Below are 11,877 nucleotides of genomic sequence, written 5' to 3' on the forward strand. Positions count from 1 at the left end.
AACACCCTCGTCACTGACTCTTGATCTGCAATGCGGGGGTGAGCAGCCTGTGTAATGCCCGGAGACCAGCGGCACATTCCTCAAAGTGTCGGGCGTCCCACCATCGAGGCCACGAGCCGGGCAAACTCCTCGAGCCGCGTGATCTGCCCCGCACCGCCGTCGTCGAGCGTCTTGCCGAAGCGGAGCGCGTCGTGGCGTACCGAGTTGGCGTTCTCCTCGGCCGGCGCGGCGGGGTTGGGCACGGCCTCGTCGAGGGAGCTGAGCAGCAGGTACACGTCGATGCTGTCGACCCGGGCCTGCCCGCCGGCAGTGCGGGTGAGCCGCCGGCGGCAGCCCACCTCGGTGACCGTGGAGAGCGGCACGACGCGCAGCGAGGAGGTCATCGAGCCGGGCGGGCCGTCGCCGGGCGCCACGTCCTCGCCGTGCCACAGGATGAGCCGGCTGCCGTCGCAGACCACGACCTCCTGCCAGACACCGTTGACCTCGTTGACGAAGCGTTCGAGTGTGAAGCCGAGCACGGTGGCGCCGCGCAGCACCCCGCCGAGGGCCTCCAGGGCCACATCGGGGTCGCGCAGGTAGGCCCGGGCCGCCGAGTCCAGGTCCTGGTACGGCGACCAGTCGGGAAAGACCGCGGGCAGCTCACCACCTCCGAACGCCGGCCTAGCCACTCGTGTCGGCCTCCTCACCCCGGGCGGGCGCCGGCACGGGCCCGGCGGCGGCCACCGCCCGCGGCGGCACCTCCGGAGCGGCGCCCGAAGCCGCTTTGCGGGCCGCGTACGCCTCGGCGCCCTTGCTGGGCTTGCGGCGGCGCGGCGGGGCTGTCACGCCGGGCGCGAGGCGGCGGGTGGAGACCAGGAACGCGGTGTGCGCGATCATCCGGTGGTCGGGGCGGACGGCCAGCCCGTCGGCGTGCCAGTCGCGCACCAGGCTCTCCCAGGCGCGCGGCTCGGTGAAGCACCCGCGCTCGCGCAGCGCCTCGACCAGCTCGGAGAGCTGGGGCACGGTCGCCACGTACCCGATGAAGACGCCGCCGGGCACGAGGGCCCGCTCGACGAGGTCGAGCGCCTCCCACGGGGTAAGCATGTCCAGGATTATCCGGTCGAAGCCTGTTTCGTCGCATTCAGTGACGTCGCCGACGCGCAGGTGCCACGCGGAGTGCGGGCCGCCGAAGAAGGCCTCGACGTTCTTCCGGGCGATGGCGGCGAAGTCGTCGCGCACCTCCCACGAATGCAGCTCGCCCGCCGTGCCCACCGCGCGCAGCAGCGAGCAGGAGAGCGCGCCTGAGCCGGCGCCGGCCTCCAGGACCTTCGCACCCGGGAAGATGTCGCCCATCGCGACGATCTGTGCCGCGTCCTTGGGGTAGATCACCTGGGCGCCGCGCGGCATCGACAGGACATAGTCGGACAGCAGCGGGCGGAGCGCCAGGTACGCGGTGCCGCCGCTGGATGTCACCACACTTCCATCCGGAAGGCCGATGAGCGCGTCGTGCTCCAGCGCACCCCGGTGGGTGTGGAACGAGCGGCCGGGCTCCAGCACGATCGTGTGCATCCTGCCCTTGGGATCGGTGAGCTGCACCCGGTCACCAGGGCGGAACGGCCCGCGGTGGGCGGGCACGGAGTCGACGTCGTCGGAGAGCGCGGCGGTCACGTGTTCATCTTCCGGTTGGGTTCGAGGAGTTGGGCGAGATCGGCGACGTGGAGGACGCCGACGACATCGTCGCCCGCGGTCACCAGGTACTGCGCGCCGGGGTGTGCCTGGACCGCCTTGATCACCTGCTCGCCGCTGGTGCCGACCGGGATCGTGTGGATGCCGTCGATGCCCCGGGCCACGGTGTCGACCGAGACCCACGGACGGCGCTCGGCCGGCACGGCCGCGGCCGCGGCCCGGTCGACCAGCGCGACGAGCCGCCCGGCGGAGTCGGAGACCCCGAGCGAGGCGCCCGCGCGGCCGGCGTCGGTGCCGCGCCGCTGCGCCTCGGCGAGGGGCGTGCCGGTGGGCACCGCGAACACCGGCCGGGCCAGCCGCGCCACGTCGATCAGCGGGAACCGGCGGCTGATCCGGGCCACCCGGATCGCCTGGCCGGCGCCCTGCCACATCGTGAACGCCACGAGCAGCATGAACACCAGCCCGAACGTGGACAGCACGCCGGCCACGGTGAGCAGCGCGACCGCGGCGGCGGTGGCGATCGCGACCGCGCGCCCCACCCACCCGGCGACCTCGGTGCCCAGGTGGCGGTCGCGGCTGATCGCCCAGACCGCCGCGCGCAGCGCCCGGCCGCCGTCGAGCGGCAGGCCGGGCAGCGAGTTGAACACGGCGACCACGATGTTGCTCACCGCGAGCTGGAACGCGAGCTGGTTGACCAGCGTGCGGTCGGGCAGCGCGAGCGCCGCGACCGTGGCCACCACGCCGAGCACCAGCGACACGGCCGGCCCGGCGAGCGACACGTAGAGGTCGACCTTGGGGCTGGGCGCGTCGCGGTCCATCTCGGTGTAGCCGCCGAGCAGCTCCAGGGTGATGCCGCGCACGCCGATACCGTACCGGCGCGCCGTCAACGCGTGGCCGAGTTCGTGCAGGAGCACCGATCCGAGTAGGCAGACGACGAAACCGAACCCGATCGCGTAACCCGCCGGCTGGGAGAGATCGAGCTCGCGGCGGACGAACTCGCCGTAGATGACCGTGACGAGGACGGCGAGGAGGAGCATCGACGCGTTGAGATACACCGGCACGCCGAGCACCCGCCCCACGGCGAGACCCGGTCGGCGGTCGGACTGATCCTTCCGGGCACGGTCCTGCCGCGCGCGATCCTCCACCCCTCGATGCTACGGGTTGCCGAGCGCGGCGCGGGTGACGTGTCATACCCGTGCCCTAACCTCTTGGCATGACGGTCGCGGAGCTTGGCGAGATCGATTCGCAGGAGCCGGTCTACCCCACCCTCTCCCCCTCGCGCGCGGCCGATTTCAAGACCTGCCCTTTGTTGTACAGGTTTCGCACGATCGACCGGCTGCCCGAGCAGCCGACGCCCGACCAGGCCCGCGGCACGCTGGTGCACGCGGTGCTGGAGCGCCTGTTCGACCTGCCGGCCGCCGAGCGCACCCCGGCCGCGGCCGCCGACCTGATCACTCCACAGTGGGAGCGGCTGGTCGAGGAGGCACCGGCGCTGGCCGAGCTGCTGGTCGCGGACGAGCGGGAGCGGTTCCTCACGTCGGCCGGCGAGTTGCTGGAGGGCTACTTCGCGGTCGAGGACCCGCGGCGGCTCGAGCCGGCCGAGCGGGAGAGCCTGGTCTCCGCGGTGGTCGACGACCGGCTGGTGATCCGGGGCTACGTCGACCGCCTCGACGTCTCCCCCGCCGGCGACCTGCGGGTGGTCGACTACAAGAGCGGCGGCGCGCCGCGCGAGGCGTTCGAGGCGCGGGCGCTGTTCCAGCTCAAGTTCTACGCGCTGGTGCTGTGGCGCACCCGGGGCGTGGTGCCGCGCGTCCTGCGCCTGCTCTACCTGCGCGACCGGGAGATCTGCGACTACGCGCCCGACCCCGAGGAGCTGGTCCGCTTCGAGCGCACGCTGCTGGCGCTCTGGCAGGCGATCGACCGGGCCACCGCCGAGCGCGACTTCCGGCCCAAGCCGAGCCGCCTCTGCGACTGGTGCAGCCATCAGTCGCTCTGCCCGGCCTTCGGCGGCACCCCACCGCCGTTCCCCGAGCCGGGCGACGAGACCGCGGACGCCGCCCTCATCCCCCAGGAGGATGACCGGCTCACCGCGGGCGACGAAGGAGAAGCGTCCCGCAGCGGATAGTTTCGCTGCATGACCCCCGCGGACGCTCCCGCCGCCGGCCGGCCCCTGTGGGGCGGCTGGCGTGAGCGGCTGCGTCCCGACCCGGACGCGCGGCGCGTGCTGCGCAACGACGGCCTGCTCGCGGCCGCGGTCATCGCGGTCGAGCTGATCCTCACCGCGATCGGTCCACCCCAGCCGCGCCAGCTGGGCTGGGCGGCGGTCGTGGTGCTGAGCGTCGCCGGCGCGGCGCCGCTGGTGCTGCGCCGGGTCAGCACGTGGGGCGCCGTCGTCCTGCTGATCGCGGCCGGCGGCGCGTCCGCGATCACCGAGCACCAGACGGTGACCGCGACCGTGGCGATCCTGCTGCTGACCTACACGGTCGCCGCCCAGTTCGCCCTTTCCCGGGCCGGCCTGGCGGCCGCGCTGCTGTGGGGTCCGGTGCTGGTGATCAACTTCTTCACACCCGCCCACCTGCGCCCCGACGGCATGTCGCTCGGCTACATCGTGTTCCTCAACGTGCTGATCGCCATGGTCTGCTTCTTCTTCGGCCGCACCGTGCACGCTCGCCGCACGTCCACGCACGCGCTGGAGGAACGCGCCCGCGCCGCCGAGCAGAACCAGCGGGCGCTGGCCGAGCAGGCCGTCGGCGACGAGCGCCGCCGGATCGCGCGCGAGCTGCACGACATGGTCGCCCACCACGTCAGCGTGATGGGGGTACTGGCCACCGGCGCCCGCCGCGTGCTCAAGCGCGACCCGGACTCGGCCGACGAGGCGCTCGCCACGATCGAGGACACCAGCCGCGCCACGCTCCGCGAGATGCGCCGCCTGCTCGACGTCCTCCGCACCGACGCCGAGCCGGCCGCCGAGCTCTCCCCGCAGCCCGGCCTCGCCGGCATCGAGGCGCTGGTCGAGCAGGTACGCGAGGCGGGGCTGCCGGTCGCGCTCCGGGTCGACGGCACACCCGGCCCGCTCGACCACGGCGTGGCCCTCGCCATCTACCGGATCGTGCAGGAGGCGCTCACCAACGCGCTCAAGCACGCCGGCAACGCCACCGCGCACGTGCGGCTCAGCTTCGGCGTGTACTGGCTGATCGTCGAGGTCTTCGACACCGGCCGCGGCCCCGTGCCCGGCTCCGACCAGGCCGTCGGGCACGGGCTCGTCGGCATGCGCGAGCGGGTCGCGCTGTACGGCGGGACGCTGCGCACGGGCCCCCGGCCCGGCGGCGGCTTCCGGGTGTACGCGAAGATCCCCATGGAACAGTAGCGACAGGGGGACCAGGGTGACTTCGGAACGGCCGGTGCGGATCCTGCTCGCCGACGACCAGCCGCTGCTGCGGACGGGCTTTCGCATGGTGCTCGGCGCCGAGGAAGACCTGGACATCGTCGGCGAGGCCGGCGACGGCGCCGAGGCGGTCGACCTGGCCCGCCGGCTGCTGCCCGACGTGGTGCTGATGGACATCCGCATGCCCCGCCTCGACGGGGTGGCGGCCACCCGCGCGATCGTCGACGCCCGCCTGCCGGTGCGGGTCCTCATCCTCACGACCTTCGACCTCGACGAGTACGTGGTGGGCGCGCTGCGGGCCGGCGCGAGCGGCTTCCTCGCCAAGGACGTGCCGGCCGAAGACCTGGTGACCGCGATCCGCACGGTGGCGGCCGGCGAGGCGGTGGTGGCGCCGCGGATCCTCAAGCGGCTGCTCGACCGGTTCGCGGACAGCCTGCCCGACCCCTCCTCCACCCCGCCGAAGGCGCTCGACTCGCTCACCGAACGGGAGCGCGAGGTGCTCGTGCAGGTCGCCCGGGGCCTGTCCAACGCGGAGATCGCCGGCGCGCTGTCGGTCAGCGAGACCACGATCAAGACCCACGTGGGCCACGTGCTGACCAAGCTCGGCCTCCGCGACCGGGTGCAGGCGGTCGTGCTCGCGTACGAGACCGGCCTGGTACGCCCCGGCGCGTAGGGGGACGCGGGCGTACTCCTTCAGGGGGAGGCCGGGCGCGCCGGACACCTCGCCGGGCGTACCCGAAGAGTCTCCGCAAGCACGACGGCGCGGGCCCTTCCGTGACCTAGCGTGAGATCCGTGATGGGCATTCGGGGGAAGGCCTGGCCACAGGCCTTGTGCGCGGGCTCGCTCAGGGGCAACCCTGAGCGAGCATCGGGGACGGCCCGCATCCAAAGGTGGGTTTCGAGTTCCCCCCGCGGGCGGACGATTCCGCGGCTCGCGGCCCTCAACATGGATGCTGCCGGCCGGTCCACGGGTCCGGCCGGACCAGACTTCCTGCGCCCGGCACCACGCCGGGCGCAGATCGATGAGGGGGAAGTGTGACGACGACGGTAGCCCGCGACACGCATGTGGCGGCCCGAGCCACCGACGTGTGGAAGGTGTACGGCTCGGGCGAGGCCCAGGTGGTGGCGCTCCGGGGGGTGACCGCCGAGTTCGAGCGGGGACGCTTCACCGCGATCATGGGCCCGTCCGGGTCCGGCAAGTCCACGCTGATGCACTGCCTGGCGGGCCTCGACTCGGTGACCCGCGGCCAGGTGGCGATCGGCGACACGGTGGTCACCGGCCTCGGTGACGCCGGCCTGACCAAGCTGCGCCGCGACAAGGTGGGCTTCATCTTCCAGCAGTTCAACCTGCTGCCCACCCTGTCGGCGAAGGAAAACATCCTGCTGCCGCTCTCGATCGCGGGGCGCAAGCCCGACCAGGCCTGGTTCGACACCGTGATCGCCACGGTGGGGCTCGGCGACCGGCTCGGCCACCGCCCGTCCCAGCTCTCCGGCGGCCAGCAGCAGCGGGTGGCGTGCGCCCGCGCGCTCGTCTCGCGGCCCGAGGTGGTCTTCGCCGACGAGCCGACCGGTAACCTCGACTCCCGCTCCGGCGCGGAAGTGCTGGCGTTCCTCCAGCGCTCCGTCCGTGAGTACGGGCAGACGATCGTCATGGTGACCCACGACCCGGTCGCCGCGTCGTACGCGGACCGCGTGGTCTTCCTCGCCGACGGCTCGATCGTCTCCGAGCTCTACGAGCCGACGCCCGAGTCCGTCCTCGACACCATGAAGCGCCTCGACGTGCTGACCGGTGAGGCGGCGGCCTGATGCTGCGCGCCACTTTCAAGAGCCTGCTCGCCCGCAAGCTCCGGCTCGTGCTGTCGGGGCTGGCTGTCGTGCTCGGCGTGATGTTCGTGTCGGGGGCATTCGTGCTCACCGACACGCTCGGCCGCTCGTTCGACCAGGTCTTCTCCACGGCGTACTCGCAGACCGACGTCGGCATCACCGCGAAGCCCAAGGTCGACGTCGACGAGTTCGAGGGCGAGGAGGCGGCGGCGCCGTTCCCCGCCTCCACTGTGGACAAGGTGACGGCGGTGCCCGGCGTGGCCAAGGCCACCGGCTCGGTCTCCACCGACGGCGCCCGCCTCATCGGTGAAAACGGCAAGGTGGTCACCTCGTTCGGGCCGCCGCAGCTGGGCGAGAGCTGGAACCCGGACGACGGGCTCATCCAGCTCCGCGAGGGGCGCGGCCCCACCGCCGACAACGAGATCGCCATCAACGCGACGCTCGCCGACGCCGGCAAGGTCACGGTGGGCGACAAGGTCGGCGTGCTGACCCGCGAGCCGCGGCAGGAGTTCACGATCGTCGGCGTCTTCGGCTACAGCGGTGACCGCGACAGCCTCGGCGGCGTGCAGCAGATCGCGTTCACGCCACCGGTGGCGCAAAAGCTGATGCTCGGCGAGACCGGCGTGTGGAACAACATCACCGTCAAGGCCGCCAGCGGCGTCTCGCACGACAAGCTGCGCGACGACATCGCGGCCCAGATCGGCAGCGGCTACGAGGTGAAGACCGGCAAGCAGCTGACCGACGAGGCGTCCGACACCTTCCAGCAGGGGCTGAGCTTCTTCAACAACATCCTGCTCGGCTTCGCCGGCGTGGCGCTGTTCGTCGGCATCTTCCTGATCCTCAACACGTTCTCGATCATCGTGGCGCAGCGGACCCGCGAGCTGGCGCTGATGCGCGCGGTCGGCGCGAGCCGCCGGCAGATGATCGGCTCGGTGCTCACCGAGGCGATCGTCATCGGCATCGTCGCCTCCGTGCTCGGCCTCGGCGCCGGCATCGGGGTGGGCGCGCTGCTGGCGTTCGTCTTCGGCAGCCTGGGCGGCGGGCTGGAGATAGCCTCGATCGGCGTCCCGCCCGCGGCCGTCATCAGCTCGTTCGTGGTCGGCCTGCTGGTGACCGTGGTCGCCGCGGTGCTGCCCGCGCTGCGGGCCTCGCGCATCCCGCCGGTCGCGGCGATGCAGGAGGTCGCCACGCCCGACCGTCCACTCACGAAGGTCACGGTGTGGGGCGCGATCGTCGGCGCCGCCGGCGGCGCGCTGCTCGCGCTCGGCCTGAGCGGCAACGCCGGCGACGGAAATGGGACACTGTGGACGATCCTGGGTGGCGTGCTGGTCACGTTCATCGGCGTGGCGCTCCTGACCCCGCTGGTGAGCAAGCCGGTGGTGAGCCTGCTCGGCCGCATCTTCTCCTGGTCGGTGCCGGGCAAGCTGGGCCGCCTCAACTCCGGCCGCAACCCGCGGCGCACCGCCATCACGGCGGCCGCGCTGATGGTCGGCATCGCGCTGGTCACCGGCGTCACCGTGCTGCTCGGTTCGGCCAAGTCGAGCATCACCAAGCTCGCCGAGGACACCATCCACGCCGACCTGGTCATCTCCGGCGTGCAGAGCGGGCCGCGGCCGCCGAGCTTCGACCCGGCGGTGCTCAACGAGGTCAAGGCCATCCCGGGCGTGCAGGCCGCGACCGGCACCTACGGCGACCTCGGCACGGTCAACGGCAAGAAGGAGTACCTCACCGCGGTCAGCGACATCGGCGCGCTGAAGGACGTCTACCGGGCCGAGCCGACCGCCGGCAGCATCGCCTCGCTCGGCCCCGACCAGATGCTCGTCGACTCCAAGACCGCCACCGACGAGGGCCTGTCGGTCGGGTCGCGGCTCACCGTACAGCTGTCCCGGGGTGAGACGCACACCTACACGCTGTCGGGCATCTACAAGGAGTCCGACCTGTATGGCGGCTTCGTGATGCCGGTACAGGCCACCAAGGACTTCGCGATCCCGCAGCCGACGCAGGGGTACATCCAGCTCAGCCCCGGCGCCACGGTGGCGCAGGTGGAGCCCCAGGTCGACAAGCTGCTCGCGGACAGCCCCGAGGTGTCGGTGGCCGACCGGAGCAAGTTCATCGAGCAGCAGACCAGCGGCTTCGACCAGATCCTCACGATGATCCAGATCCTGCTGGCGCTCGCGATCCTGATCGCGGTGCTCGGCATCGTCAACACCCTCGCCCTGTCGGTGCTCGAGCGGACCCGCGAGCTGGGCCTGCTCCGCGCCATCGGCCTGCGCCGCGCCCAGACGATGCGCATGATCACGGTCGAGGCGGTGGTCATCTCGATGTTCGGCGCGATCCTCGGCATCGTGGTCGGCACCGGCCTCGGCGCCGCGGTGGTCCGCGCCCTCAAGGACGACGGCATCACCGAGCTCGTCCTTCCCTGGTCCCAGATGGGGCTGGCCGTGGTAGTGGCAGCGATCGTAGGAGTGGTCGCCGCGATCCTGCCCGCGATCCGGGCCGCACGCCTCAACGTGCTCGGCGCGATCGCCCACGAATAGCCCAGCGGGGGACAGATGGGGGCGGCTCGGGCGGGCCGCCCCCATCGGGTACCCAGCGGGTCGCCGTGCTCGCTAGCCCGAAAGGGCGTGACTCGCCGGCTGGAGCGGCCGTTTGGGCCAACGATCAATGCGCGTGGCGGTCAGCGGCGGGACCAGGCGGCCGCGCGGATGTCGCGCAGGGCCTGCCGGCGGGTGTCGCCGCGGAGGGTGTCGATGTAGAGCTTGCCGTCCAGATGGTCGGTCTCGTGCTGCAAGGCCCGGGCCAGAAAGCCGCTCCCGCTCACCGTCAGCGGCGTGCCGTACTGGTCGAAGCCCTGCACCGTCGCGGACATGGCGCGCGGCGTCGGAAAGTACAGCTCGGGGATGGACAGGCAGCCCTCCTCCCCCTCCTGGAGCTCCTCGGACAGCTCGATGGTCGGGTTGACCACGTGGCCCACCTGACCGTCCGCGTCGTACACGAACACGCGCGCGCTCACGCCGACCTGCGTGGCCGCGACGCCGGCCCGGCCGGGTGCGCCGAGCAGCGTGTCCATCAGGTCGGTGACCAGTGAGTGCAGCTCGGCGTCGAAGGAGGTGACCGGTTCGGCGGGCGTGCGCAGGACCGCGTCGCCCAGCAGCCGGATGGGCCGCATCGTCATGGCCGCCAGGCTATCTGGTCCCTTACGTCAGCGCCGCCCCAGGAACGCGGTCAGCGCCGCCTCTGGGGCGCGGCGCGCAACGGGGCCGCCCCTGGAGCGCGGCGCGGTCAGCGTCGGCCTTGGAGCGCGGCGCGCAGCGGCGCCGCCTTGGCCTCCGCCTCCGCCACCTCGGCCTCGGGGTCGCTGCCCCAGGTGATGCCGCCGCCGGCCCACAGGTGTACGCGTTCCCCGTCGGCGGCGGCGGTGCGGATGGTCAGGCCCAGGTCTAGGCGGTCGTGGCCGATCCAGCCGAGCGCGCCCATGCTGGGGCCGCGGCCGACCGGTTCCAGGGCGGCGATCTCGGCCAGCGCGGCGCGCTTGGGCGCGCCGGTGACCGAGCCGCCCGGCGCCATCGCGCGCAGCAGGTCGGCCAGGCTCAGGCCGGGGGCGGGTTCGGCGGAGACCACGGACTCGGCCTGCCAGAGGTCGCACCAGCGGCGGATCGCGTACAGCTCGTCGACGCGGACCGAGCCGGTGCGGGCGACGCGGGCCAGGTCGTTGCGTTCGAGGTCGACGATCATCACGTGCTCGGCGCGTTCCTTCGGTGAGGCGAGCAGCTCGCGCCGCCCCGCCGGGGTGGCCGGGCGGGTGCCCTTGATCGGGCGGGTGACGACCCGGCCGCCGGAGACCTCGACGAGCGTCTCGGGCGAGGCGCACCCGATCGCCCAGCGCTGCCCGGTGAGCACGCCGGCGTAGCGGGCGCCGGGCAGGTCGGCCAGGCGCCGCAGCGCGGGCAGGGGGTCGCCGAGGTAGGGGGCGGAGGCGTGGCCGACGACGTTCACCTGGTAGACGTCGCCGCGGGAGATCGCGGCCCGCACCGCCCGGACCGCCTCGGCGTGGGCGGCACGGGTCCAGCTCGGGCGCCACTCCCCCAGCTCCCACGGCCCGCCCTCCGCGGGAACGCCCGAGGAGGCCACGTCGTGAACCACCGCGGAGAGGTCGGGCACCGCCGCGGAAACGTCCGGGGACGCCGCGTCGTAGACCACCGCCGAGAAGTCGCGCACCGCCGCGGAAAGCTCCGGGGAGGCCGCGTCGTAGACCACTGCGACCAGGTCGGGCACCGCCGGGGCGGGGGTGGGTCGGCCGACCGGCGCACCCGCCGCGAACGCACCCGCCGCGGCCGAGACGAAGACCGACGCGCCGGCGGCGGCACCCGGGCGGGGCGACTTGTCGCCGATTTGACGCACATCCCGCACCGGTAGTCCGTGTTGATCGAGGAACGCTTGGAGAAGATGGAAGGGATCGCCACCGCTGTCGATCCGCCACTCGACGCGGCAACGCTCTCTGAACGCGCGGTAACGGGAAGGCTGCGCCCCGCTGACAACGTTGGACTGTGTTGGGAGCGTTCCCAGTACGACCGGTCCGAAGTGCCTCATCCGAAGGGTGGATTCTCCCGTGTTAGTGCCATTACTTGTTCGAAAGAGTGTCGTTCTGCTTGGTAGCGTGCGTCACTGGTCATGTGAACCGTGACACAGCACCCCCACAGTCCGGAGAACCCGATGTGTCCGCACCAACCGTCCTGCCCCTCCGCTGAAGCCACCGACAGGGATGCCGCACGCGTCGTCGCGTGTTTCCCGGAGCAAGGCTGGAGCCTTCTCTGTAACGGCGTAATCGTCTTCGAGGACACCGGTGAGCTTCTGCCCGACGGCAGGACCATCGCCCCCCACCGCGGCCCGGCACGCCACGCCCTCGCCGCCTGAGACCCGGCACGCTCCATCTGAGTGAGCATGCCACCAGCCTCGCCCCCAACGTTCGCGGGCTGAGGCTCTCGACGGACACCGTCGTCCCT

At 72.5% G+C, this 11,877-nt stretch carries 11 protein-coding genes; 6 read left to right on the forward strand and 5 right to left on the reverse strand.

The window, feature by feature from the left end:
* Nucleotides 1-80: 80 nt before the first annotated feature.
* Genes ACTMTJ_RS03875 through ACTMTJ_RS03885 form a run of 3 tightly spaced genes read right to left on the reverse strand, consistent with a single transcriptional unit; the run spans nucleotide 81 to nucleotide 2,735 of the window.
* Nucleotides 81-668 carry a hypothetical protein gene (locus ACTMTJ_RS03875; protein ID WP_441214645.1) on the reverse strand — a complete coding sequence of 196 codons (588 nt, stop codon included), beginning with the start codon at nucleotides 666-668 and terminating at the stop codon, nucleotides 81-83.
* Nucleotides 661-1,647: a tRNA (adenine-N1)-methyltransferase gene (locus ACTMTJ_RS03880; RefSeq protein WP_441214646.1), complete on the reverse strand. Its 987-nt coding sequence runs from the start codon at nucleotides 1,645-1,647 to the stop codon at nucleotides 661-663. The genes ACTMTJ_RS03875 and ACTMTJ_RS03880 overlap by 8 nt, the downstream gene beginning before the upstream one ends.
* The gene (locus ACTMTJ_RS03885) at nucleotides 1,644-2,735 is read right to left on the reverse strand and encodes a site-2 protease family protein (protein ID WP_441214951.1); all 1,092 of its coding nucleotides are present in this window, start codon (nucleotides 2,733-2,735) and stop codon (nucleotides 1,644-1,646) included. The genes ACTMTJ_RS03880 and ACTMTJ_RS03885 overlap by 4 nt, the downstream gene beginning before the upstream one ends.
* 143 nt (nucleotides 2,736-2,878) lie before the next feature.
* Here ACTMTJ_RS03885 and ACTMTJ_RS03890 point away from each other — a divergent pair, with 143 nt between their 5' ends.
* From ACTMTJ_RS03890 to ACTMTJ_RS03910, 5 genes are all read left to right on the forward strand, one after another.
* The gene (locus tag ACTMTJ_RS03890) at nucleotides 2,879-3,790 is read left to right on the forward strand and encodes a RecB family exonuclease (RefSeq protein ID WP_441214647.1); all 912 of its coding nucleotides are present in this window, start codon (nucleotides 2,879-2,881) and stop codon (nucleotides 3,788-3,790) included.
* Between the two features lie 9 nt (nucleotides 3,791-3,799).
* Nucleotides 3,800-5,032 carry a sensor histidine kinase gene (locus ACTMTJ_RS03895; protein WP_441214648.1) on the forward strand — a complete coding sequence of 411 codons (1,233 nt, stop codon included), beginning with the start codon at nucleotides 3,800-3,802 and terminating at the stop codon, nucleotides 5,030-5,032.
* Nucleotides 5,033-5,048: 16 nt separating this feature from the next.
* Entirely contained in the window at nucleotides 5,049-5,723 is a 675-nt protein-coding gene (locus tag ACTMTJ_RS03900; protein WP_441214649.1) for a response regulator, read from the forward strand.
* Between the two features lie 362 nt (nucleotides 5,724-6,085).
* Nucleotides 6,086-6,856, forward strand: coding sequence for an ABC transporter ATP-binding protein (locus tag ACTMTJ_RS03905; RefSeq protein WP_441214650.1), 771 nt, complete (start codon nucleotides 6,086-6,088; stop codon nucleotides 6,854-6,856).
* Nucleotides 6,856-9,411, forward strand: a complete 2,556-nt coding sequence (locus ACTMTJ_RS03910) for an ABC transporter permease (RefSeq protein ID WP_441214651.1) — start codon at nucleotides 6,856-6,858, stop codon at nucleotides 9,409-9,411. The genes ACTMTJ_RS03905 and ACTMTJ_RS03910 overlap by 1 nt, the downstream gene beginning before the upstream one ends.
* A 140-nt stretch (nucleotides 9,412-9,551) precedes the next feature.
* On the opposite strand, the gene def is transcribed toward ACTMTJ_RS03910, so the two are convergent.
* The gene (gene def / locus ACTMTJ_RS03915; RefSeq protein ID WP_441214652.1) at nucleotides 9,552-10,049 is read right to left on the reverse strand and encodes a peptide deformylase; all 498 of its coding nucleotides are present in this window, start codon (nucleotides 10,047-10,049) and stop codon (nucleotides 9,552-9,554) included.
* Nucleotides 10,050-10,156: 107 nt separating this feature from the next.
* Nucleotides 10,157-11,284: a chorismate-binding protein gene (locus ACTMTJ_RS03920; RefSeq protein WP_441214653.1), complete on the reverse strand. Its 1,128-nt coding sequence runs from the start codon at nucleotides 11,282-11,284 to the stop codon at nucleotides 10,157-10,159.
* Nucleotides 11,285-11,587: 303 nt separating this feature from the next.
* Here ACTMTJ_RS03920 and ACTMTJ_RS03925 point away from each other — a divergent pair, with 303 nt between their 5' ends.
* Nucleotides 11,588-11,788, forward strand: a complete 201-nt coding sequence (locus ACTMTJ_RS03925) for a DUF5999 family protein (protein ID WP_441214952.1) — start codon at nucleotides 11,588-11,590, stop codon at nucleotides 11,786-11,788.
* The last annotated feature ends 89 nt before the right edge of the window (nucleotides 11,789-11,877 follow it).

The organism is Phytohabitans sp. LJ34 (assembly GCF_052068095.1).
Classification (GTDB): Bacteria; Actinomycetota; Actinomycetes; order Mycobacteriales; family Micromonosporaceae; genus Phytohabitans.